We start from the raw sequence: 26,269 nt of genomic DNA on the forward strand, positions 1-26,269 counted from the left end.
GGTTACCAATTATTTCCTGACATGATAAGCACTTGGCTTTCAGTTCCGTATTTTATTTCGTTAAGGAAGATTTCTTTTCCTTCATCCAATGGAATCATAGAAATTCCTCTACGTTCGTATTCAGATTCAAGGGTGGATGAAACCATTCCGGCACCTTTCCAAGGCCCCCAGTTGATGGAGATTACCTTTCCTTTTAATCTTTTATTCAGAGCGTTAGCGTAATCATCCAGTACACTGTTGGCAGCAGCATAATCTGTCTGACCTTTGTTACCGTATACGGATGCGATACTTGAGAATAATACCACAAATTGGCAGTCTGTACGAAGTTGTTCAGCCAATACACGAAGTGGCTTTACTTTGGTATCAAATACACGTCCGAAAGAAGAGGTAGTCTTTTGTTTGAATAATTTATCTTCCAAAAGACCTGCTCCATGAATTACACCATCTAAACGGCTGTATTTTTCATAAATATCGCTGATTAGGTTGCTTAATCCTTCTTCGTCGCAAAGATCTAATGACTGATAAATAATCGTGTTTCCAAGCGCTTCCATATCACGGATGGTGCGTAGGATCTGATTATTTTTGAAAACTTTTGTGGTTTCTTTTTCAATTTCAGCAGGAGAAGTGAATTTTCCGGATTTAATCAGATAAGCTCTGATTTCTTCCTTGGTTTTCATTCCTTCGAATTCTTTTGCAGAAACTTCATTTCTTGGATCTGCTGATCTTCCCACTAAAATATAAGTACATGGATATGCCTGAGACATGTGTTTCACCAATTCTGCAGTGATTCCCTGTGCTCCGCCCAATACCAATACTACTGATTTTTGATCTAGCTGAATGTGTGCTTCATTTAAACTCGTCGACAATGGGGAAGGGATAATATCTACCTTATGTCTTTTTTCATTTTTATAAATCACTTCAGCAGGTTTATCGTTGGTTAAGATCTCCTTTAAAGTAATGTCAGCAATCTGATCTACTTCCTGAGGAGTACTTAAACTGATGAATCTGCAAGTGGTGTGATCGAATTCTCTCGCCAAACTTTTGAAAAGTCCCGGATACCCTTGGTGATGACGTAAAACACTTACATCAGTTACTTCCTGAATATGAGCTGCAATATCAGAGATTAAATACACCCACTTTGCTTTATCAAAATCAAGTTTTTTAATCAAATCAACGTGATCTATAATACTTGGTTTATCTGTAGCTGAGAATAGGTCTAGCATGATTAATCCATCAACATTTGAAAGATCTTTATCTGCCTCTACCAATTCTACGATAGCTCCGTGTTTTTCCAATTCAGCTTTAATTGCTGAGGTTTGTTGAGTGTCATCCTGAGTGATGGCGAAACGTTTTCCTTGCAGAACCTCTGTGTTTTGTACTGATGAAGCATCTGTAGGAGTGATATCAAAACGAAGACGTGACAATACGTTATTTGTCGGTTCAGAAGTTGTTTCTTCCTTTACTTCGTTTTTAACTTCATTGGTCTCACCGCTCATTTCACTGATCCAGCTAGCCAATCCACGAAGGGTTTTAATAGCTGCCAATTTTTCCATCACATCATCAGCCTGCTCAAGGTTTTCACCAAAACCGATCTTGTTTTTAAGATCTGCAATGATTTCCATACGCTTGATAGAATCGATACTAAGGTCTGCTTCTAAATCTAAGTCTAGGCCTAACATTTCTTTCGGATATCCTGTTTTTTCACTTACGATATTCAGGATAGCGTTTTGAAGGTCTTCTAATGATAAAGCTGATTTAGCTTGTGGTTTTGAAGCTGCTTCAGGGGCCGTTCCGTTTTTTTCAGGAGCTGCTGCTGCATCTGCTCCTGAGAATTCAGTAAGCCATGAAACTAATCCGCTCAAGGTTTTGATTCCTGCCAATTGTTCCATCACCATATCTTCATTAGTGTTGCCTTTAGCTAAGGTTCCCAATTCGTTACGAAGTGTTCCGATAATTTCCACTCTTTTGATAGAGTCGATGCTTAAATCAGCTTCAAGGTCCATTTCCATGCCCAGCATTTCCTGAGGATATCCTGTTTTATCACTTACAACCTGTAGTAATAAAGCTTTGATATCTCTCGTAGGAGCTGCTTTTACAGAAACGGCAGACGCAGCTACTGCAACAGTTGCCTGTTGAACTTGTTGTACAGGGATTGTACGTTCAGGAGAAGGAGCCGGCATTGGAGTATTGTAAACAGGCATTGGATTCAACTGAGGATTCTGTCCCATAAAGGAAAGCATCACATCACGTTGTGCCTGTATCATTAATTTCATGCTGTTTAAATATTCCTGCAGCATACGTTCTGCCGTAGATAGGCTTTCCGGTGCAGGAGCTTGCGTATTATGAGTAGTAAAATTGTTCATAGGAATAGGATTTATGATAGGGAGTGCACCATTAGCAGGCAGTGAACCTGTTGTCGGATGTGCAGCTTGTCCGTTAACACGCCAGATGGCAGGGCTTTTCTTATACAATTCAGGCTGATTGATGTCAACAAGCTGAACGAAGCGGCCATCGAAAAGTTTTTCAATATTGAAGCTGCGTCCGGTTCCTAAATACTGGGCTAACATGCACAGTAAATGAGTAAACTTGTTACGGCTGCTGTCTTCAACATATAAAGTCAACTGATCTTTTTCAATACATGATTTTGCCAATCCTGTAAGGACTTTTCCAGGTCCTACCTCGATGAAGATTCTTGCTCCATCATTATACATCGCTTGCATCTGTTCCACGAATCTTACAGGCTGTACCAGGTGGTCAGTCAATCTTTCTTTGATGTCTGAAGGATTCGAAGGATATACGTTTGCTGTTGTGTTAGACCATACAGGGATCTGCATTTCCTGGAAAGGAATGTCTTTTAATACATCAGCATATAAATCTTTTGATTTTGCCAATAATGGGCTGTGGAATGCACATGCCACTTCCAGCTTTTTAGCAGAAATACCTTCCTGTTTAAGAACTTCCAGTAATTTATTGATGGCTTCTGTACTTCCAGCGATAACGCATTGAGTAGGCGCGTTGAAGTTAACTGGATAGCATCCTTCCACCTTAGCAATGATCGGCTGTAAACGCTCATGAGTAGCACTTGCAGCTAACATAGAACCCGGATCTCCACCTTCTACTGAGTTTAGGATAGATTGAGCTCTCTGAATACTTAAATCAACCAATTGATCTTCTGCAAATACGCCTGAGAAACATAGAGCTGGTAATTCACCATAGCTGTGACCTGCCAGCATATCAGGAATAATTCCTAATGATTCTAAGAATTTAGCCAATGCAAGATCAACAATTCCTAAAAGCGGTTGTGCCAGACGGGTATCTTTAATGGTTTCTTTCTGTTGTTTTAAATCCGCTTCATTGAATGTTGTAGAAGGGAAAACTACTTTTTCAAGCTCAGGATAATTGTCAATAATCTGACGCATAGCCGGGAAGACTACGAACAGATCACGAGCCATATTGATTCTCTGACTACCTTGTCCTGGGAATGTGAAGGCTACTTTACCTTCTTTTTTGTTAACAGTGAAAGTGTCTTTTGTTTCAATCCCTAGCAATACTAGTTCGAGCTTCATCATCAGGTCAACTGCGTTATCTGCAACAATGCTGAACTGAATTGGTTTTTCTGAAGCAATGCTTAAACTGTAAGCAATATCTTTTAATGGAATCTCATCATTGATTTCCAATAATGTTTTGATCTGGCTTGATTGTCCTTTGGCTTCTTCATAAGTATCCCCACGGAATACAAATAGTTCTGAAGGCCAGGATTGCATAGCGATTGAATCATCCTTTTTCGGATGGTTCGCAATTACAGTGTGGAAGTTTGTTCCACCAAATCCAAAAGCACTGATTCCTGCATAACGATTCTTTTCAGTCCATAACCCAGTTTCAGCATGGAAAGAGAATGGGCTGGTTTGTGCGTTATAATAAGCGTTCGGATTCTTAAGGTGAAGGGTAGGAGGTTTCACACCATGGTAAACGGCAAGAGAAGCTTTGATTAAACCTGCTAATCCTGCAGCACATTTAGTATGTCCGATTTGGGTCTTTACAGAACCTAAATGCGTCTGCCCCGGTAAAGCACCCGAACGGCTGAATAAGTTGGTTAAAGCACTTAATTCTGTTTTGTCTCCAACCACAGTTCCGGTACCGTGAGCCTCTACTAATCCTACAGAGGCAGCACTGATTCCAGCCTGAGTATAAGCACGTTCTAATGCTCTTACCTGGCCTACTTTTCTAGGGGCAGTTAATCCAAGAGCTTTTCCGTCGCTGGATCCACCCACTCCTTTGATTACAGAGTAGATACGATCGCCATCGTTGATAGCATCTTCATATCTTTTTAACACAAGGATTGCGATTCCTTCTCCAAGGGCGATTCCGTCTGCTTCACTGTCAAAGGTAGCACATCTTCCTTTTCTGGAAAGAGCATGGGTGCTGGAGAACATCAGGTAATCGTTGATTCCGTTGTGCAAGTCTGCACCTCCGGCAAGAACCATATCAGATTTACCTAATGCAAGTTCCTGGCAAGCTAAATCGAGAGCCGCCAAAGAAGATGCACAAGCAGCATCTACAGTAAAGTTTCTTCCGCCTAAATCCAGGCGATTCGTAATCCTACCTGCGATCACATTGGCCAAAATACCAGGGAATGAATCTTCTGTGGTATGTGGGAATGCTTCTTTTACTTCTTCGTGAAGTTCTCCAAAGACCTGCTTATAATATCCTCTGAAACTATAGCTGTTGGCAAGGTCGTTACCGCCTTCAGCTCCGATAATTACAGAAATGTTTTCTCTGTTAATATGTTTTTCACCATATCCTGCATCTTCCATCGCACGTTTTGCTACCAATAAAGTCAGCAATTGTGTAGGTTCAATAGCAGCTAGAGATTGTGGCGGAATTCCGAATGCTAGTGGATCAAAATCAATTTTCGGAATGAAACCACCCCATTTGGAATGGGATACATCAGCTTCGTCTGAATCTGGTTTGTAGTAAAGATCTTTATTCCATCTTTCGTCCGGAACTTCGGTAACGCTGTCTTTTCCTAAGATGATATTTCTCCAGAATTCATCCAGGTTTTTAGCACCAGGGAAAATACATTCCATTCCGACAATGGCAATGTCTAAAGGCTTTTCGCTTGAGGTTGGTTGTTCTGATAATTCAGCATTCTGAATGTATTCGTAGTTGTCAATACTTACGTTTTGGTGAAGTTCTTCCAGGGTAAGTACTTTATTTTGCATCGTTGCAATTTGACCAATCATGTACATTCCAAGATCTAATTGATCATCTTTAGGAATATTTACTAATTGATCTCCCTGACGTTCTATTCCTTTGGCTGCGATTCTTAAACGGCCTACGTTTAATTTTTCCAGTTTTTCCCAAACTTCTTTTTTATCTGTTCCTGCTGCTAAAAGTTTAGCTTTCTCGGTATTGAAATGGTTGGCAAATGAAGTATTTAAACAACGGGTTTCATGACCTGGAGCTGTTTCCAATAAAACAGTGTCTTTAGCCTGCATCGCCTGCAGCTGGAATTCTTCCTGAATGGCTCCTGTTTGTACAGCTTCCTGAGTATACAGATAAGCAGTTCCCATCAAAACACCCACTTTTACCCCTCTGGCAGCTAATGGGGCCGCCATAATAGAAACGAATGCTGTTGAGAAATCATTATGTATTCCACCGGCGAAAAATACACTGATATTTTCCGGATGGTCTTCTTTTAATATACGTTCAATTTGCTTTTCCCAAAGAACCATGCTGGATAATGGACCTACGTGTCCACCGCATTCACGGCCTTCGAAAATAAAACTTTTAGCACCTTCTTTAAGGAAAATGTCCAACAGGGCAGGAGATGGAACGTGCAGGAAGGTCTTTATTCCTGCTTTTTCAAATATTTTAGCCTGTGCAGGTCTTCCTCCTGCGATTAGTACTACAGGCGGTTGAGCTTCAAGAATGTATGAGGTTTGTTCATCTCTTAATTCCTGAGGGGCAAATCCTAAAATTCCTACACCCCACGTTTTATTACCAGCCAATTCCTTTGTTTCCATTACCAAAGATTTTGCAGAGCTTCCTTTCAGTAATGATAAGGCAATAAATGGTAAAGCTCCGGCTTCTGCAACGGCATTGGCAAATCCGGGAACATCACTTACACGGGTCATAGGACCTTGAGCAATTGGATATTGTAATCCAAGTTCTTGTGCAAGTGGATTGTTTTGATCAATAACCTGAAGTGCTTTGGCTTGTTTTAAATGACCATACATGGCTTCTTTAAGTCCAAAAGCCAGCTTTTTCAAGGTTCTGAATTCTTCGTACAGATCAGTTGCCAGGGAAATATCCTGTCCCATTGGAATATAGCTCTTGCTGATATCAAGATCTGCAAAATATGATTTAAGATGGTCAGAAGTGATATCATCCGGTAACGAAGGAGAATTAGGTCTTACCAATACTCTGTGATTGGCAATGATCTTGGTTTCAGTACCGTTAAGTTTTGAACACAATTCCTTGATGTCCTTTGGAACTGAGCTTTCAGGAAATAGAGCAAGCTGGCTGTCTAATACAACTCCTGTTGCACCTAAAGCTTTCACGGCTGAGGCAGTATGGAGTCCTATTCCCCCCTGTACCCACACCGGAATGCTTTTGATTTCATTAATAATGCGCTGGAACAATACAAATGTAGATTCATAACCTATTTGACCTCCAGCTTCATTGCCTTTAATGATGATTCCTTTGGCTCCTGATTGCTCAGCCTGTTTTGCTTCTTCTAAACTGCTTATCTGATAAATGATATCCAGATTAGAATTTTGGGAAACCGTCATTCCGAATGGTAAGATCGCAAATCTTACCTTTTCGGAAAGTTGAAGAGTTGAAAGTTTTTCATTAGAAACATATATACCATAAGAGGGTAGGGCTGTTTCTTCCAGTTGACTAAGTGCTGCCTGCGCGGTAGTAAACTCTTGGCCTAAGCTAAGGACAGGAAATATACCCGCCTGATGCAATTTAGGCATAAGGTTGACATCCGGCTTTTCAAAAGGCGTTAGTCCAATAATGGTTAAGTTTTTCATGGCGTGATATGTTAGTAAGGATTTTGTAAAAAACACATAAGTCTTTGAGACAAAGAGAAATGGCTTGTTACAAAATCATAAAATTGGTTTTTATTATATTTTCAATTGTAAAGCTTGTTTGTTGAATATATTTCAACGGCGTATAGGGCGCCCTAAAACGATTAGGGGTAAGAATGGTGTCCGGCTTTTTAAAAGGCATTAGCCTCATAATGGTCAAGTTTTTCATTGCATTTAGTATTAAAATAATAATATGCGATTTTGCATTGAAACATCAATCTAATGGGTATGAGGACTGATTGTTTGTGATGCGTGAATAAAAAATAATAAATTTATGATAAATTCTCAGTCATAAATTTAATTCGATAATAATTTTTTAACAAACAAATGTTAATTATTCAAATGTTATTAAAGTATACGGTTTATTTTCTTATTCGTTATAAACAAGCCGGCACAATCTAGGTAACCATAAAAATAAATAATTATAGTTAAAGAAATGTTAAGCAAATATAGGAATAAAAAATAAAATATTTCAAAAAGAAGAGATTTGTTTTTTTATATATTACAAAAAGATAACATAAATATTTACCGCATAAAATCGACAAAATCGGTGATTTAAAATGTGTGAATTTTTGAGTTGATTTTGTATGGAATTGATTTATATCATATTATTGGCATCTTGGAGAATTGCATTTTGTGACTTATTTTATCCATTTGAAGGTTTTGAAAATAAAGATCGCTTCATGTAATAGAGTAAACATATTAAGGTAATATGAAATATAAATGAAAAAAGCAGTAAAATACTGCTTTAAATGATGAAAAAGATTGAAAATAGATGTTTAATGAGTTTTTATATGGACTGCTTTTCCATTGAATATTTACCTCCTCCTTGTATGATGAGAGTGAGACAGATCCCCAATACTAATAGGTGGTATTCGAAGCCTTCTGTTCCGGCTGGCATTTTTCCGAACCAGTTCATGAAGAATCCATGAGAAGCATGATCCACTACAATCATTCCTATAAATAAAAAGAATATTGCGATGGATGTAATTTTTGTCCAAATTCCCAATAGTATACAAAATGTTCCTAAACTTTCTACTGCAATAGCTATAACCGCTATGAATGATGGAAGCCCTACATGAGTTGTCATATACTGCATTTCACCCTGTAATCCAGGCCCGTCAAACCATCCGAATAGTTTTTGGGCGGCATGTGGGAATAATACCATTCCTAAGGTTAGACGAAGGATTAGAGACCCCCATCCTCCTTGGGTGGATGAGAGCCATTGTTTGAGTTTTTTGTCCATTTTTTAAGTGTTGATGAACAAATTTAGCACGATATAGGAGGATGATTATGTGATTTTTAATACAAAAAACCTGTGATAAATAGCACAGGTTTGTTTAATGATCTTTATATTGCTGTCCTTTCAGACGGTTTAAAGTCTCCCGCGTAATTCCTAAAAAAGAAGCAATATGCTGCTGAGAAAGCCGCTGTTCAAACCAGCCATAGGATTTGATGAATTCCAGATATCTTTCCTCAGCTGTTTTTTGCTGGAATAGTATTCTTTTTTGAAGCGAGATGAAAGCATTCAGAAGTATTTTACGGAAATAACTTTCCACTTGTGGTATTTCTATATATAGTTTTTCCAATTCGTTCTTTTCTATCATGAAAACCTCTGAATTTTCCATCGCTTCAATATGGTATACAGATGGTTGGGAGTAAAGCATGCTGCTCCAATCTGATATCCACCAGTTCTCAAATGCAAACTGCACAGTATTTTCCCGACCGCTAGCACTCACTTCGTATTGACGCGTACAACCGCTTATTACAAAATAATCATGAGTACATAGTTGTCCTTCTTGTAAAAGATATTGCCTGCGTCTGAACTTTTTATATTCCAATGAAGAGCACAGTCTTTCTTTTTCAGATTCTGATAAAGTTACATATTGGCTGATGTGATTTAAGATGCTTTCGTAAGGCGCTGACATTGATTTGGATATGTGAATTACCCAAATATAATCAATCTTACCGGATCTGTTTTGATTTTAGTTAAAATTGCTGAGTTTAAAAAATGCTTAATCCATACTGTTTCGCCAGATCCAGAATGATGTGGTATCCTGCCAATGAATTTCCATGTTGATCCAAAGCGGGGCTGAATACTCCGATCCCCATTTTTCCGGGAACACTTACGGTAATTCCGCCGCCTACTCCAGATTTGCTAGGTAATCCTACCATTCGGGAGTATTCACCACTGAATTCGTACATTCCGGCGGTCAGCATTTGAGATTCTATCAGTTTGGCAGTGTCAGCGTTTTTATACTGAGTGTCTCCATCAAAACGTACACACTGATTAGCAAAGAAATATCCGATTTTCGCCAGGTCTTCAGCGGTAAGTTCAATAGAACACTGTTTGAAGTAATTATCCAGCTGGTCTTCATTTCCTGAAATCAATCCGCTGTTTTTCATGATGTAGAACATACCACGGTTACGATGGCCTGTAGATTTTTCAGATTCGTATACAGATTTGTTGTAATCAATGCCAGGGTTCTTGGTAATATATCGAACCATATCCAGTACTTTAAGGAAAGGCTTTTCACCTTCACCGGAGATGAGAGATGTGGTGAGAATGGCTCCGGCATTCATCATCGGATTAAGAGGCTTACCAGTGGTTTCAAGGTTGGAAAAGTGATTGAAAGGTTTGTCTGACCCGAAATAGCCTATTTTGTCAAAGACATTGGCCTCTCCTCTTTCATTTACAGCAACCATTAGAGCAATGATCTTGGAAATGCTTTGCATGGTGAACTTTTTGCTAACGTCACCTGTGTTGAATACTTTTCCATTTTTATCTACTACAGAAAAGGCAATAGCTTTAGCGTCCATTTTGCCCAATTCAGGAATATAGTCAGCTACTTTACCCTGAGTATAATAATTTCTGTTCTTTTCCAGGATGCTGTTTAAGGTTTTTTCTGAAATGGTTGAAACATCTGCTGTTTTTTGAGCGTACATCACTGTATTTAAGGACAAAAACCCTGCAATAAGAATTCCTTTGGCGGAAAATAAAAAGCTATTTTTTTTCATGTAGAATATTTTCGAATAAAAGTTGATCATAAGCCTCGAAAAAACAAAGATAAGGTATTTCATTTTTTGTGCAAGATCTTATGTGGCTGGGATAGGTAAGAGATTTTTATCTTTTTAGTTCAAAATCTTTGTGAAATAATATTCCATATTGATCCAGCATATGAGTTTTACTGTTTTCTTCCTTTGCATTTCCGGTATCAATATAGTAGAGTGGAAGTTTTTTATGAATTACATCTTCCTGATCCTTTGGGCTAAGGTATTTAACGACCTTAATATTGCTGTCTTTCTGAAAATTCCCCATCAGTGAAATCTGTTCAGAAAAATTCCCTAAGTGAAAAATAACAGGTTGTTTTGCAGCATGTATTTTGATTTCACGAATAACATCTTTACAGTATGCTAATTCCTGATCTTCATAGTTTTCATTGATAAATACACCTCCTGTAAACTGAACTTTCTTTGCGGTTACATGGATCAAAAATGGAGATAGAAATAATGCCATTATTACTGGTTTTATCAGTTTGTCATTCAATATATATTGTAAGACAATAAGAACAAAGGGAACTGATGGAATTAAATAACCTGCTTCCAATGGGTATTTGATAAAAAATGCGAGATTGAAAACGATCATTAGAATACAGAATACAGCAAAATTATTTTGGGGTAAATTTTTTACGTTTGGATAACCTCCTTTAAATAACTGGATAATTAAACCTAAAAGAATGGCAAGTATCCCTAAAGTTCCATATAGATATAAGGTGGCTAGGCTTAACATGCTTCCAACACTAACTGATGAGTCGCTATAACTTTGAAGGAAGCTGGTACCATATTTTAAAATAACGGGTGAAAATAAAATGCAGGTGAAAATAAAGCTTAAGACAGAGAATTGTAATGCCTTTTTGATATTTCTTTCAGAGTAAGTATATGATAGGAAAACAAAGGCCGGAAGAAAAATAATATTGTTGAACCTCGTGCTTACCATAAGGCCGAAAAGTAAAGCAGAAAGCCAAAGCTTTTTATGGAGAAGATAATAAGTGCATCCCAGTAAAAAGAATAAAGACCAATTGTATTCCATAGCTACTGTGCTGGAGAGATAGATAATCGGTACAAATGGAAATACCAAGGCAATAAGAAAAGAATGTTTTATTTTCAAAAGATCCAAAATCTTAAAAAGATATAAGCTGCAGCCTGCTGTAAATACAACTGACAATAGGTTGATCACCCAATATGGATATTGATATACTAATGAATATAAAAATTCAGGAAACGGATATCCGGGAAAGCGGGAAACATCATAAATATGGTTTTCATGTAATACTTTTCCTGTATATACTTCTCTCCAGGCGTCTAAATCAGTTCCAAGACTGTTAAAAATAAAAGGGAACCTGGATAATAATACAATGACTATTATCATTATTTCCTTATAGTATTTTTTCATGTTAATTACCAGATTGTTTTCTGGTGCAAAATAAGCTCTTTTTGCTTAATAAATAAAGAAAGGTATCTTTTTCTATAAGGTTGGATAATGCTGCTTGGTGGAGGGCAAAAATAAAAGTCTGGAAAAAGATTTTTCTTATGTTTGTTGTTATGTTTTTATAACTTATTTATTATTATTTATGTTTAAAATTCATTTTATGTTGTGTTTTTAGTTTATTTTATTCTATATATTGTTGTTTAAATAAGTGAAAAATCAATTATTTTAGGTTTTAAAATGGGCATCAGTTGATTTTTTATAAATAAGTACAACTGGGTTAAATTAAGATATAATCAAGAATTGGAGTGTATTTTTGATGTTAAGTTTATAAAAAAGTAATATTTTTCACTAATAAATGATTTTAGTGTTAAAAAATTCGTTATTTTTCAAGCGAAAATTAATACATTTTTATTAACCATGAAAAACACTACTTATTTTAGTAGGCAGCACATCTTCAGATGGCTCTTACTATGCTGGCTCCTTGTACCTTGGGGGCTGCAAGCACAATCATCAACTCATATTACCTGGGACTCCCAGGTCGGATGTCAGAACTTCCGTGGAGAAAAAGGGGCAGGAGATAATTCTGTTGCTGCTTCAGATATTGATTCCGGTACTTGTGTCCGGGTCTGTGAAGGGAGCAAAGTGAAATATACTGCTCATGGCTCGAATATTAGTTTTGTAGCATGGATACCTACCGGTGGAGTATTACAGACTACATCAGGAGGTGCCAATCTTACAGCTGAAATTTTATGGGGAACTGCTGGAGCAGGCTCTTTACAGGCGACAGTTACATTTACTGATGGAACTGTTGAAACCCAGGATATCTGCATTGAGAAAATAAATAAGCCTTCTGCAGACTTTAATCTCGTTAATCTGAAAGATATCGTATGTAAAAATACCGAGGTTCATTTTGACAATTTATCTCATGCGAATGGAGGTACTGATATTGTTAATTATTTCTGGGATTTTGGTGATGGAACCACATCTACAGCTTTTGAACCCTCTCATACCTATACTCAGGCTGGAGGAGTTACGGTTACCTTAACTGTCACCAACAAATGTGGATGCTCAGAAACAACGTATCATAAATTAGAAATCACAGAAGCTCCACCCGTACAGATTAGCTGTGCTTCAGTGGTATGTGAAGGAAGTGCCGAAAGATACAGTGTGAAGAATGGATGCAAAGGAGAATGGAAAGTGATTGGAGGATCATGGCATAATATCTCTGAAAACGAAATCGAAGTAAAATGGGATAGTGTAGATCCTGAAGATGGTTTTGGCTATGTGATGTATAGATCTGAATGTGGCTGCCCAGTTTGGACTACAGTTAAGATTCCTGTCATTCTAAATACTGCAAGAATTAAAGGAGAATCAGTAGTATGTTTAGGAAAACAATACACGTATTCACTTCCACAGTGGCCAACTACTCACATTGACTGGGATGTAACAGGACCTGCGCCAGGTCAGTTGACTTATAACCAGCAAAGAAATGAAATTCTTTTCACCGGAAATGTTCCAGGTACCTACACCCTTACTGCTTCCTATAAAAATACTTTATTATTATGCGGAGGTAATGCACAAAAAACGATTGTTGTAGAAGCGCCTGTAACTATATCAGGAGGAAAAGAGGAAATCTGTGTGGGAACACCACAAACATTTACAGCTACACCTAATGTTCCGGTGATCTGGAATGTCACTTTAAATGGTGGAGTAGTCTATACGTCACCACAACCTACTACTGCTGCTCTTGATTATCCTTTCTTAACAGCAGGAAATTATGTGATTACAGCAATCAGAGGAGGATGTGAAAGTAATCCAATATTGATTAAGGTGGTGAGTATTCCTAGGCCGCCAAGAGGATTTATCTTGGGAGAGGCAGTAGTATGCCCAGGCAGACCTTATACTTACTCACTTGTAGCACCTCAGCCCGCTGGAGTAATTCCTGTATGGAGTGTTACGAATGGTACTATCCAGGGAAGTAATGCAGGAAGTACTGTTACTGTTATCTTTAATGCGGGAGCACCTTCTTATTCAGTATCTGTTGCTTATAGAACGAATAGCCCGGCAGCTTGTCTGTCTAAGCCAATTTCATTTGATATAAAGCCAATGGATATTAATAAAATCTTTATTAAGCCAAATTCAGGACCTTTCTGCCCAAGCAGTACACAGAACTTTGAAGCTTATTTAGATGATATTGTTCCGGATTCTATGGAATGGAGTTTTGAAAACCCTAATTTCGGAAGTTTTGTATCCGGGCAAGGCACTCCATTTGTGACGGTAAATATTAACGAGGTTGCAAATAACATATATACAACTAACCTGAAACTGGAAGTTGTGGTGTGCGGACAGAAAAAGGTATTTTTAATGCCTGTAAGTAAACTGGCTCTTCCTGTAGTTAACTTTACGAATATTGGGAAGATTTGTTTAGGCTCAGATCTTCACTTCACGGTTGATCAGGGAGGAATTACTTCTGCTACAGAGGTAACGTTTACTTTTGCCAATGGGACTACTCACCCGGCAACATTCAATTCTTCCGGAGTCTATGACTTCCCAAATAACGGTTATATCCAGAATAATACAGGAGGTAACGTTTCTCAAATAGTTACTGTGACTTATACAGGAACGAATGGATGTGCATATGAGCCAAAGGCAACTGCAAGTTTCATTATTCTTCCTGAAACGATTATTACGGTTTCACCGGTGTATAATCTTATGGTTTGTGATGATTATCCTTTACAGCCTTATACGCTTACTGCTAACAGCTCTACAGGTCTTACGAACATTGTGGAGTGGCAATGGTTTAAGAATGGAACTCCAATAGGAGCTACTACTAACTCATATACCTTATCGGGAACCGGCCTGGCAGGAACTTATCAGGTAAGAGCTAAAGATATTAATGGCTGTTATGTATATTCACAGGAGATTAAAGTAATCAATTCTTGTCCGACAGCTAGTAGTTGTACAACACCTCCTATGGTGAGTTTTACGCCAAAATGGACTGGCTGCAATACGATTACAGTCAATAATTTAAATGTAAGTATTCCTCCAGATGAGATCCAGTGGGTATCTAATAGTGTTCTTACGTTGGTAAGTGCTCAGGGACAGCCTACAGCCACATTCCAAACTAATCTTGCAGGTGCACACATTGTAAGTGTACGTTTAAGATATGGTTCATGTTGGTATTCAACAAGTTTTGAGGTTCGAAAACTGTATGAGCCTAAGCTTAATATTGGTCAGGTTTGTAACGGTAACGGATATAATGTTACTTTATATAACTCATCGTCCATATTTGAGGTTAATCCTAGCTCTATAGAATATAGATTCAGCGTGGCAGGACAGCCGGATCAGGTTGGGCAAACGGCTACTTATAACAATATGACGCCAGGTACTTACACCTTTACGATGAAGGTATCTGTACCATCACAACCATCATTGCCAGCATGTACAATTACGAAAACGATTACACTGGCACCAGTTCCAAGCACGAATTTCTTGCTTCCATTCAAGGCATGTAAAGGTGAGGTAATTACTCTTTCACCAAGCTCATATACTTCTGGGAATATCTATACATGGTCTTTTGACGGAACCTCTTATGTGACTTCACAACAGAATATGAATGTTACATTCAATACTGCAGGAGTGAAGAGTGTAAGCTTGATGATTAAAACTCCTCAAGGCTGTGTGTATAATTCTATTGTACGTAACATTACCGTTTATGAAGCTAATTTAAATGGAAATCTTACTCCACCCAATGCAGTAGCATGTGAAGGAACTTCTCCACTGATCTCATTTGTGCCTTCAGGTACAGTGCCTTCAGGTTATATTTGGATGAATGGTAATGTTCAGGTGCCGGGTGCACCAAACTCAATGAATTTTGTACCAACACAATCAGGGAACTATTGGCCGATATTGATTTCAGCAGACGGCTGTATGACTAATGTAATGAGCGTTAAAGCGGTAGGTGTTGCATTTAAAAAACCTCCGTATGTAAGTATATCTGGACAATCAAACGTTTGTGCTAATAGCCAAACAACACTTAAGGGTATTTTAACAGATAATACTTTAGAATACAGATGGAAAAGGAATGGAGTTCCATTGTCAACAGGATGGATTACTATTCAGCCTGTTGCTTATACTGTTAGCGGACTATCGGCAGGTACTTATACCTATACTTTAGAAGCACGTGTGCCAGGAACTACAGACTGTTCAGGCTCTAAAGATTTTGTTGTTACAGTGAGCAACCCGCCGGCAGCTCCTACGGTAACCTATACTCAGATAGGATGCCAGCCTTACAAAATTCAACTTACAGCGTCTGGGCCTGCAAATGGTGAATATAACTGGAGTAATGGAATGTCTGGGCAAACCATTACAGTAGATGAAGGAGGAAAATATAAAGTAATCTATACTGCACCAAGTGGCTGTAAAGTATTTGGTATGGTAGATGTACCATTGAGTATCGAAAGCCTGATGTGGGTATTCCCTACAGGATGTTACAGCTATTGTAGAGACAAAGATCGTTATATTTTAGGACCAAAAGGTAACTTTGATTACCACCAATGGGAAAGATTCGGAGTGAGTTTACAAAATGGAACTAATACTTTCATCAGTCCATTTAGTTTTGTTGACTCACCTGGAACTTACAGGTTGAGAATTGACCAGTCTGCTGGTGGAATGTATTGCAGATATTATTCAGGAGCAATGAACTATTACCCTGGAAAAGATTGCGGTATAGAAACACAATGTAACTTTGAAGTTAATATTACTGCATTCAAGTGGGATGGTGATCATTATAATGTTCATGGAACAATATTTAATGCAGGCAGCCAACCGGCAATGCTTGATATTTCAAGTATAAATGGATATGGAACCTATTTCCCATCTATGATTACTATTCCGGCAGGAGGTACCTATGATATGAATGCCAATCCATTGGCTTTCTATCCTAATGCCAGCTTCCCTGGTGGATATGATGCGATCTTATTCTTAGGACAAGATGATTGTAAGTTTGTAGGGGAACCAAAAAATATAGGTAAATCTGTTTTTGCTAAGACAGGAAATACACCAAGTCTTACTACAGATTCTTCTCTGAAACTGATGCCAAATCCGGCGAAGGATATCGTAAGGGTTTCGTATGATACCGGTAATGAGAAATTACTGGCAACACAGATCAAGGTTTTTGATACCATGGGGAATATCAAATACCAGAAAGAGCTGAAGTCATCTTCAGGAGAAGTAAGTGTAGACATTTCCCACTGGCTGCAGAGTACATACATTGTTATTGTGCAGGCAGGAGAAAAATCATTGCAAGGCAAATTGATTAAAAATTAATCCATACTTCATTTTAGTAAGCAGTGTTCTCTTCGGAGAACACTGTTTTTTTATGAAAGAATATCAATACATTTCTTCATTGTAGATTTGTCTTCCAAGATAGAAAAGTTCATGTTTTTTAAGATTTATATTATCCTCAAAAATATCATGAACAAAATGAACCAATTCATTGACCTTTTCCCTTTGGGTAATTCGGATCCGGGATTCAAAATTAGAAGTAAAACCACTTTTGGTATAATTCAATGAACCCAGATAGGCTACTTTTCTATCAATTACGTAAATCTTTGAATGAAGGAACTTATTGTCATAACGATTGTTTCTGATATATTTGAAGTTTAGATTTTCAGAATAATGATAGGTATAGATTTCCATTTTCTCTACTTCAGTTTTCTTCTCCCAACATCTGAAAAAACCATATAAAGAAGCCGCGGCAACTATAAGAGCTACAAAATTATTTGAATTGGTAAGATCATCAACAAGATGTATCCCAAAATAAATCAGAGCAAAGATTCCCAGACAGAATAGGATAATAGAAGATAAAAAGAAAAGATTTTTCAGACTTTCCCTTTTCTCTTTTTTCTTTACATCTGTCACCCGGTTCTGGTGGATCAGCTTTCGTAATACACTTCCGTATTGTTCAGGTCGAAGATCACTGAATGCTAATCTCACATTGATATTTCTGTTCTTCAGCATCAGGAGATCATCCACCTTTACTTCATCAATATAGGGAGAGATGATGAGAACTTCTGCTTTTGCGTTTAGGATGTCATTATTCAGCTGAGTGCCCGCATTTTGTCCTACAAATACTTCAACTCCTTCGCTGTTTTCAGTATCAATTTTAAAATAATATTTTTTCTTTTCTTTATAATACACGTTTTCTTTTTCTTAAATAGTATTGAAATTATATGTTTCCAGATATGTCTGTTTTTAACGAGATCAACTTCTTCATCTGAAGGCTTCATACAATCCGGATTTTAGGCGTCAAATTTACGTTTCTTTTTATTCTCTGCTTTATGGGAAAGCATAAAAAAAACCTGACATCCTTCTAGTGTCAGGTTTTGATCAATATGTAGTTTTTTAAGTTAACTTGAAGATTATTCTTTTTTGTTTTCGAGATCTTCATCATTCTCTAATCTTTCGAAGAAAACCAGAAAATCTTCTTCACTTAGGATATCAAGCTTTTTTCTTAATCTGTATTTTTTCTGCTGGACAGATTTGTGTTCAATGGACATATAAGAAGCAATCTGCTTAGAACTAAAATCAAGCTTTATCATAGCACATAACCATAGATCTGCTGAAGAGAGATCGCTATTTCTTTTGAGTAATGATTCAATGAAACCGGGATAGAGTTCCTGGAATCTGGTTAAAAATGAAGAATCATTGCTTTCAGCCAGCATCATCAATTCATTATTGTTTTCATTAATTTTATGATTCAAGGTTTCATTTTCATTTTGCAAACGCGCTATATTGTGTTTTAAGTCAGAGCTTTCATCGATGATCTGCTTTTTGACCCGTTTCAATTTTTTATATAGTAAAAAGGCAATGAGTATGATTATCAGTAATACCAAACCTGAAAAGATAATGGTGTTGAATTTAAAAGTCTGTGCAGAGACTTCTTTTTCAGTCAGTAATTTTTCAATAAGCAGGTTTACAGTGTTATTCTGATTTTGTGATAATTGTTCTTTGGCGTGGGTGAATTTATTATTGAATTCTGCCTCTTTCTCTTGATCTCCCAAGTAGCCGTAGGTTTCTGCCATAGCTTCATACATAAAAGGAATATTATATACCTTATGAGTTTTGATAAAGATATCCAATCCCTCCTGATAGTATTTTAAAGATAGAGAGTCTTTCTCTTCTGCTTTATAATAATCGCCTACAATTCTGTAGATTTGTCCTTTCTGCGAATCTAATACTCCTTTTTTTTGAGCGTTAAGAGCAAGTGCCCTGTCGATATAAAATTTTGCGGAATCTATTCGCTTTGTATAGTATAGATGGTGTTTTGCAATCAAACTGTTGATCAAATCCGTATTGTCAATATTCATTGCTTTATGAAAATACATCAACGCAGAATCATTCTGCTTGATATCATAAAGGAAATCTGCTCTGTTCGAAAAAACTTTCTGCAGGTTATATTGCTTTTTATCTGTTAAAGAGCATTGGCGGGTATAGTAAAGTGCTTTAGCATTATATTCAAGAGCTGTGTTGTACAGCTTGGTTACTTTGCTCATCTGGCCGTATTCCTGAAATAGTCTTGCTTTGAGCGCTTCATTATCAGAGTTTTTAAGCAATGCTTCTGCCTTTTTTAAAAATACCAGTCCTTTTTCATAGTTTCCTACAGTGACAGAAAGATTGGATATGTTCATATAGCAAAGAGCTGCTCCGTCTGTATAGCCATTTTTTTGTGCCATATGGAGATACTCTTGGTTAAGCTGCAATGCTTTTTCATAGTTCCCGGAAAGGCGGAGGGCATCACTCTTCTGAAGCAGCGGATAATCGAAACTTTCTTTTTCCTTATTTTTTGAAGTACAGTTGATGAGTACACTGCAAAGTACAAGTAATGGAACGAAGTTTCTTTTGAAGAAATCGATTTTTTTCATAGAGTAGGATCGGTAGCAAACTTAAGAATAAATCAGACAAACTTTATGATAAAAACTAAAGATTTAAGAATAATTCATACGAATCAGATAGTTTGTAATAGTAAAATGAGTTATTCGATGAAAGAACGACAATAGATATGTTTATTAAAATAATAGAAAATCCTCGTAATGAAAACACCAAAGCATTTTTGTTTTTCGGCAGATGGAATGAGTGATAAAATTGATTCTTTATTTTTGCATGGAATACATCCTAAAATATGACCAATATATTTTCTGACAATCATCAAGTAGGTGTGGTTTCTACGTTTGCTGAACTTGTAAATAATAATTTTCAGGGAAATATCAATGCTATGTGCTGGTACAGGAAATTAGATGGAGATTTTAAAGAAATTGTTTCCAAACTTCAATTAAAAGATAATATTACTGAAATTTCTACTGAAGATCTTTTAACGTTAGAACTCTCAGAAGAAGGAAACATAGCCAGAGAAATAATCCTGAATGATTTACAATTATTAGCTGATTTCGGAGCGTCACCTTCTCTTAATCTGCTTAAAAATTATGAGCGGGATGAAGAATTCGATTTTATTTCAACGGATGTTTATTCATATCATGTGGATCGCTCACCCATTGGAACAGATACTTTCTTATGTACTTATTTTGGGGCTTCGAGTGATATATTGCCCAATGAACAAGCCATACCCAAAATAGAAGTTCCTGAAATTCGGGAAAAACTCAAGGAATTGCATGATGGACCTGAAGAAGATTTTGAAGACTTTCTAAAGGACTGTTTTTTTGATCTGCATTATCAGGCTAAACCCAATGCAGACCCTATCAATCTAGGATTAGGACACCTTTGGCGGCTGGCTGTAGATCATCCTGAACAAAAAGTTCTGCCTTGTGTACATAGAGCTCCTGTTGAAAATGAAGGAGAATACCGCCTGCTTTTGATTTGTTAAATCATATGGTAGTATTAGGTTTTTCATTCAAAAGTAGTATCTTTAAATGATATTATCTTATTTTGGGTTTTTTTGACTTGTGAATTAAGATTATAAATGTATTGAATTTTGACGGCTAATGACTAGATCGATTGTAATTTTAATTTTCTTTTTGAGTGGTTTTTTCTTTTTAAATGCACAGGAAAAGAAAGATTCACTTTATTATAAAATAGAAGAATTTTCAGATAAAAGAAAAGTTACCAAATTTCTTCATCGCTTCATATTTCGTAGAGAAGCTGATTCTACTTCTGTTAAATCCAGAACTGAAAAGCTGCCACAGGAAGCCTATAATAAAAGATACATCCGGAATATCAGGATTGAAACCATTGACCCTTTTGGGTATGATTCTAAAGATCAGAAAGAAAAACTGAAATGGTATGACTGGTTTACAAACCACCTTCATTCTACAACAAGAACTTCTACGGTTAATAATTATTTGCTTTTTAAAGAAGGGGAGGAGTACAATGCTCAGAAACTTTATGAATCTGAACGTTTGCTGAGAACAATGCCTTTTATCAACAGAGTGAATATCAGTGTTGCAGATGATGCTTCCAGTAAAGACTCTATTGATGTAGTGGTAAAAGTTCTTGATTCCTGGAGCTTAAAACCGAGAGTCAGTTATTCAGGAAGTAAAATTGGTCTTGGAGTAACCGAAGAAAATGTACTGGGGTTAGGTCATACATTTGATTTTCTTTACAGAAATGATTCTAAAGAAAAACAAGATTATGTTTTGGGAAGCTATACAACCTATAATCTTTTTGGATCTTATATCAGTGCTCAAATTCTTGGAGAACGGGATTTTTTGAGAAACGAAAGAATTAATTTTAATGTCAGACGAGACTTCTTTTCCCCATTAACAAAATGGGCTGGTGGTTTTACTTTTGAATATTTTATGCGGAATGTTCTGCTTCCGATAGAAACGGATACTGCTTTTCCTGAAGTTCAGATCAAAGTGTATAGTCAGGACTTATGGGGTGGTTATCAGATCCCGGTTTCATCAAATCCTAAGGAAAAAGTCAGCAGCAATATTGCCATTATAGGGAGATTCCAGAACTACCAGTATAAAGACAGTCCTGGGATTGATCAGTATAAGTATTTTAGCTCTTACAATAGTTTTTTGATGTCTGTAGGGCTTATTAACAGACGGTTTTCTGTTCAGAAGAATATTTTTCAGTATGACTTGCCGGAGGATATCGCTTACGGGAATTCTGTGAATCTTATTGGAGGCGGCTTGTCGAGAAATAAAGAAGTGAACCCTTATGTAGGTGTTTCTGCATCATATGGCAGCTTTACAAAGTTGGGATATTTTACCTTGAAAGCCCAATTTGGTAGATTTTTTAATGAAGACAGCCAAAACAGAGAATCTTTCCGTGTAGATGGAACGTATTTTACCAATCTTATGGACTGGAAATTTGCTAAGGTAAGACATTTCTTTTCTCCCACTTTAGCGTTGGGAAATCCACAGCATAATTATTCTTACAAAGACAGAATTAATCTTTCTTCACCAGATGAGTTTCCGGTTTATAACAGCGATTATATTGGGACTAAAAAAATGGTTTTAAGGTATCAGCTTCAGATGTTTATTCATAAAACCTGGAAAAATTTCCATTTCAGCCCGTATCTAACAATGGCAGTAGGATGGTTGGGAATGCCTGATGATAAACTGTTGAGTACCCGGGCAAACACTAAAATAGGATTAGGAGTTTTAATTAATAATCCGTTTTTGGTCTTCAACAGAATTCAGATTTCCTTTACCTATTATCCACGGGTTCCTTTTGACAATAACTCTGTTTTTGATTTTAACAGCAATCGAAATAATTTGTTGCCAATGAATAGCTTTGCAACGGAAGTGCCGCACTTTGTGAATTTTGGAAATTAGAATATTTCCCCACCAGTCAAATTGTAGAAAATCATTGATTGCTTTTATGATTTAAGAGTCTAAGAATCTAAGAATAATTGATAATAAGATATAACTTCATAAAATACAAGCAACTTCATAATAATTAAAGTTGCTTGTATTATACAAAATTATTTCCCGATACAGAACTTCGAGAAAATATTCCCCAATACCTCGTCATTTGTAACCTCACCAGATATCTCCCCAAGATGCTCCAAAGCATTTCTCAATTCATAAGCCAGTAGCTCTGTAGAAATCTGGAAGGAAATTGCCTCTTTTACCTTGTTTACAGCGTCTAAAGACTTTTGTAGAGCCTCGAAGTGGCGTTGGTTAGTGATAACCACATTATTCTCTTGTGATTTTAACTGTTCAACGTATGAAGATAATTCATTTTTAAGATCCTGGATGTTTTGATTCTCAACAGCAGATATTTTGATAAAGTCAAATTCATGTGAAATAGCCTTTCTGAAAATATCTTCCACTGTTTCGTATTTTGTTGGAGTAACTTCATCAATTTTTGTTGCGCAGATGATTAATTTCAGATCTTCTCTCAATAAAGATTGGATCATTTCAATATCTTCGGAGAAATCTTCAGTAGCAGCGTCAGTCAAATACACTAAAATATTGGCATTTTCTACCTTTTCCTTAGCCTTTTTTACACCAATGGCTTCAATTTCATCCACTGTTTCGCGTAATCCTGCAGTGTCAATCAAGCGGAAGGCATGACCTTTAATATGAAGAACTTCTTCAATCGTATCTCTTGTGGTTCCCGCAATATTACTTACAATTGCTCTTTCCTCTTTCAATAAAGCATTAAGTAGGGTAGATTTCCCTGCATTAGGTTTTCCGATAATTGCAACAGCAGTACCATTTTTAATGGCATTTCCATATTGAAAACTCTCGATTAGGGAGTTTAATTTTAAGTCAATTTTATCCAATAATCCGCTTAAAGCAGTTCTATCAGCAAATTCTACATCTTCTTCAGCAAAATCCAGTTCCAATTCGATAAGAGAAACAAAGTTCAGAAGATCAGTTCTTAATAACGATATTTCGTTGGTGATTCCACCTTTTAGCTGGTTAATGGCTACTTTTCTGGAGGCTTCATTTTCAGAGGCGATTACATCAGCAATCGCTTCTGCCTGAGAAAGGTCAATTCTTCCATTGATGAAAGCACGAAGGGTAAACTCTCCGGCTTTAGCCATTCTTGCTCCATTTTTTATAAGAGTTTCAAGAATACGTTTTCCGATATGTGGAGAGCCATGAAACGCAATTTCTACAGAATTTTCTGTAGTGAAACTTTTTGGTGCCAGGAAAATAGAAAGCATAATTTCATCAATAGCTTCTTCGCCATCCATAAAATACCCGTAGTGGATAGTGTGGGATTTCTGTTTCTCCAGCCTTTTTGCAGGAAAACTTTTCTGAACGATGGGTAAAACATCATTTCCGGAAACTCTGATAATGCCTAAAGCACCTATTCCATTGGCTGTAGCCAGTGCACAAATAGTATCGTTATTCATGGTGCAAATTTACGTTTTTTAATGCAAATTTTACAGCGGTAGCATATGTATTGTCTATACTTCATATTGGGAGAGTTTTATCGGGAATATCATTATGTTTTCTGGATGTTCTGCTTTGAACATACAAAATGAAGTGATGGTAAATTTTAAAGTGAAAAAAGATTGTGATTTTCAAAAAAATCATTGGTCTTAATTGGATACATGTTGCTCTTACTTTCTGTGATACTATCCTTAGATGATATCAGGAAAAAAGCCCTTTGTTTATATAGTTGGAAGTTACTTTGATAGATAAATTTTATGATATTAATTTTTTGTGATTTATCATCTGAAAAATATGAATTATAGGATGATTGAAGTATTTATTGGATTGATAATGTAATGTACTTCATAAATCGTACAATATTGATACATATTGTTTTATGCTTTTCAAAATTTACCTTTTTTATAGACAATAAACCAATACATACTCATGATAATATTGAATTTTTAAATAATATAATAAGGTTTCTTAAATATATGTAGTTTTGAGTTGAGTAAAGTGTTGTCTGTCAAAGGTTTGTTTTTCTTTTTAAAATAAACATTACAAAATATATTTTTTTGGTTAAACCAAACCGGCATGGTATTTTATTGTTATTTAGAATAATAATGAAGTTTGGTATGTTAATTGTTGAGTAGGGATTCGATGATGTAAAAAAAACACATATTTATTTTAAAAATGTGAATAATTTGTTAATTTGACATAAATACGTATGAATAACTTAAATTTTTTCGATTTTAATAAAAAATTATTTTTTTTATTAATGGCTGTTTTCTACAGTCTGACATATGCTCAGACATGTACACCTTATACGGGACAAGCAATGACAGCTGGAAATACTTATTGTATTGACGGTGGATATAATACATTAAGTGTTGTTACTATTCCTAACGGAGCTACGCTTATTGTGAAATCCGGACAGTTTCAGGTTTCAGGTATTCAGGTAATGGGAAATCTGGAAATTGGGGATGGAGCCAGTGTAAAATCTAATGGATCTATTCAAATTGGAACCCATGGTTCTCAACAAAATTCAAAAGTTACACTGGGAACAAAATCTTTTCTTTCTCTTACAGGATCAGTTACTCAGGGAGATCCAACTTTTGGAGGTTTTTTCCCAGGGACAACGTCTATGATAGAAATGGGAACAAGTAGTGTAGTGGAGATATGTGGAACATTTACTCAGCAATCAAAAACTTATCCATCGGTTAAGTATGTTGGAGCTCCTACAGGAAAAGCGTATTGTATTGCAAAAGCACAAGTGAATGGTGTTGGTGATGGTGCGGTTATCAGTAATGATAGTCAGATTGTAGCCATTGCTATGGGAAGTGTTACAGATCTTGGTGCTGGTGGAGCAAGTTTCTGTGGTCCTAATGCTACTTCTGCTACATGTCCGTCACTTTGGCCAAATGGTTTGTCTAACGATCCTACCAGTTGTGGTAATGCTCCTACAATTATTGATGATATAGATAGTTTCTGTACAAAACCTGGTGCATCAGGAACACCTGATGGATTTACGAAATTCGGAATTACTGTTCAACAAAAAAACAGTGCATGGCCAGAAAATATTCCTAATGGTTTCGTTGCTATGGAAGCAAAAAATAAAGGTTTTGTGATTACAAGAGTTCAGCACGTAAGTCAGACTCCACAATCAGGAGATGCTATTGCAGATCCGAAAGAAGGAATGCTAGTATATGATCTTCAGGATAAATGTGTGAAGTTATATAACGGTACCGAATGGAAGTGTGTAGAAAGAAGCTGTAATGATTAATTTAAGAATTTAAAAGGATGAAAAATTTAAAAAATATAAGCATAGCAGCCGCCCTTGTTATTTTTAACCTTTCTGCTGCACAGGTAGCAATAGGAAAGCAAGCAGTGGATGGAAACAGTACAGTTCTGGATTTTGATAATGTATCCGGAAATACAAAAGGATTGATCCTTCCTGCTACTTCTGGCCTTCCAACCGGATCCCTGGTAAATGGAACATTTGTTTTTGATGTCAATGATAAAAAAGTAAAGGTTTACGAGAATGATGTATGGAAGCCTTTATCTGATACCGGCAGCTCAACTGCTATTTTTACGAACAATTCTGATGAGGTAGGGAAAGGAGTTATCATTGGAGCAACATCCAGCACAGCAGATGGGGTATTGATCTTGGAGTCTCCTGATAAGGCAATGATCCTTCCTCAGATTGCTGTTCCTCATATTAATGTAAAAAATCCATATCCGGGAATGATGTGTTATGATACAGCGAGCAAAACATTAGCAGTATTTGATGGATCAGTCTGGAATTATTGGAAATAAAATATAGAATA

General features: G+C 36.6%; 13 protein-coding genes. 5 read left to right on the top strand and 8 right to left on the bottom strand.

Annotation, left to right across the window (positions count from 1 at the left end):
- Positions 1–2 precede the first annotated feature (2 nt).
- From AC3HD6_RS02925 to AC3HD6_RS02945, 5 genes are all read right to left on the bottom strand, one after another.
- On the bottom strand, positions 3–7,040 hold the full coding sequence (locus AC3HD6_RS02925) for an SDR family NAD(P)-dependent oxidoreductase (protein WP_488894983.1): 7,038 nt from the start codon (positions 7,038–7,040) through the stop codon (positions 3–5).
- A gap of 847 nt (positions 7,041–7,887) precedes the next feature.
- Positions 7,888–8,343 carry a DoxX family protein gene (locus AC3HD6_RS02930; protein WP_488894984.1) on the bottom strand — a complete coding sequence of 152 codons (456 nt, stop codon included), beginning with the start codon at positions 8,341–8,343 and terminating at the stop codon, positions 7,888–7,890.
- Between the two features lie 94 nt (positions 8,344–8,437).
- Positions 8,438–9,025 carry a Crp/Fnr family transcriptional regulator gene (locus tag AC3HD6_RS02935; protein WP_488894985.1) on the bottom strand — a complete coding sequence of 196 codons (588 nt, stop codon included), beginning with the start codon at positions 9,023–9,025 and terminating at the stop codon, positions 8,438–8,440.
- 76 nt (positions 9,026–9,101) lie between these two features.
- Positions 9,102–10,115: a glutaminase A gene (gene glsA, locus AC3HD6_RS02940; RefSeq protein WP_488894986.1), complete on the bottom strand. Its 1,014-nt coding sequence runs from the start codon at positions 10,113–10,115 to the stop codon at positions 9,102–9,104.
- 106 nt (positions 10,116–10,221) lie between these two features.
- The gene (locus AC3HD6_RS02945; RefSeq protein WP_488894987.1) at positions 10,222–11,550 is read right to left on the bottom strand and encodes an ArnT family glycosyltransferase; all 1,329 of its coding nucleotides are present in this window, start codon (positions 11,548–11,550) and stop codon (positions 10,222–10,224) included.
- A 453-nt stretch (positions 11,551–12,003) separates the two neighbouring features.
- Here AC3HD6_RS02945 and AC3HD6_RS02950 point away from each other — a divergent pair, with 453 nt between their 5' ends.
- A complete protein-coding gene (locus AC3HD6_RS02950) occupies positions 12,004–16,914 on the top strand; it encodes a PKD domain-containing protein (protein ID WP_488894988.1) in 4,911 nt (1,636 codons plus the stop codon).
- Between the two features lie 63 nt (positions 16,915–16,977).
- Here AC3HD6_RS02950 and AC3HD6_RS02955 read toward each other — a convergent pair whose 3' ends face one another.
- Positions 16,978–17,787 carry a phospholipase D-like domain-containing protein gene (locus AC3HD6_RS02955; protein ID WP_488894989.1) on the bottom strand — a complete coding sequence of 270 codons (810 nt, stop codon included), beginning with the start codon at positions 17,785–17,787 and terminating at the stop codon, positions 16,978–16,980.
- 221 nt (positions 17,788–18,008) lie between these two features.
- Positions 18,009–19,511 carry a tetratricopeptide repeat protein gene (locus tag AC3HD6_RS02960; RefSeq protein WP_488894990.1) on the bottom strand — a complete coding sequence of 501 codons (1,503 nt, stop codon included), beginning with the start codon at positions 19,509–19,511 and terminating at the stop codon, positions 18,009–18,011.
- Between the two features lie 257 nt (positions 19,512–19,768).
- Here AC3HD6_RS02960 and AC3HD6_RS02965 point away from each other — a divergent pair, with 257 nt between their 5' ends.
- Positions 19,769–20,467 carry a DUF1826 domain-containing protein gene (locus AC3HD6_RS02965; RefSeq protein ID WP_488894991.1) on the top strand — a complete coding sequence of 233 codons (699 nt, stop codon included), beginning with the start codon at positions 19,769–19,771 and terminating at the stop codon, positions 20,465–20,467.
- A 118-nt stretch (positions 20,468–20,585) separates the two neighbouring features.
- Positions 20,586–22,385, top strand: a complete 1,800-nt coding sequence (locus AC3HD6_RS02970) for a hypothetical protein (RefSeq protein ID WP_488894992.1) — start codon at positions 20,586–20,588, stop codon at positions 22,383–22,385.
- Positions 22,386–22,534: 149 nt separating this feature from the next.
- Here the strand turns inward: AC3HD6_RS02970 and mnmE are convergent, their stop codons facing one another.
- On the bottom strand, positions 22,535–23,920 hold the full coding sequence (gene mnmE, locus AC3HD6_RS02975) for a tRNA uridine-5-carboxymethylaminomethyl(34) synthesis GTPase MnmE (protein WP_488894993.1): 1,386 nt from the start codon (positions 23,918–23,920) through the stop codon (positions 22,535–22,537).
- A gap of 800 nt (positions 23,921–24,720) precedes the next feature.
- On the opposite strand from mnmE, the gene AC3HD6_RS02980 reads away from it, so the two are divergent.
- Together AC3HD6_RS02980 and AC3HD6_RS02985 are read left to right on the top strand one after the other, a co-directional pair.
- Positions 24,721–25,725: a hypothetical protein gene (locus AC3HD6_RS02980; protein ID WP_488894994.1), complete on the top strand. Its 1,005-nt coding sequence runs from the start codon at positions 24,721–24,723 to the stop codon at positions 25,723–25,725.
- Positions 25,726–25,742: 17 nt separating this feature from the next.
- A complete protein-coding gene (locus AC3HD6_RS02985; protein ID WP_488894995.1) occupies positions 25,743–26,258 on the top strand; it encodes a hypothetical protein in 516 nt (171 codons plus the stop codon).
- Positions 26,259–26,269: the final 11 nt, after the last annotated feature.

The sequence above is a fragment of the Chryseobacterium sp. II3a genome (genome assembly GCF_057815135.1).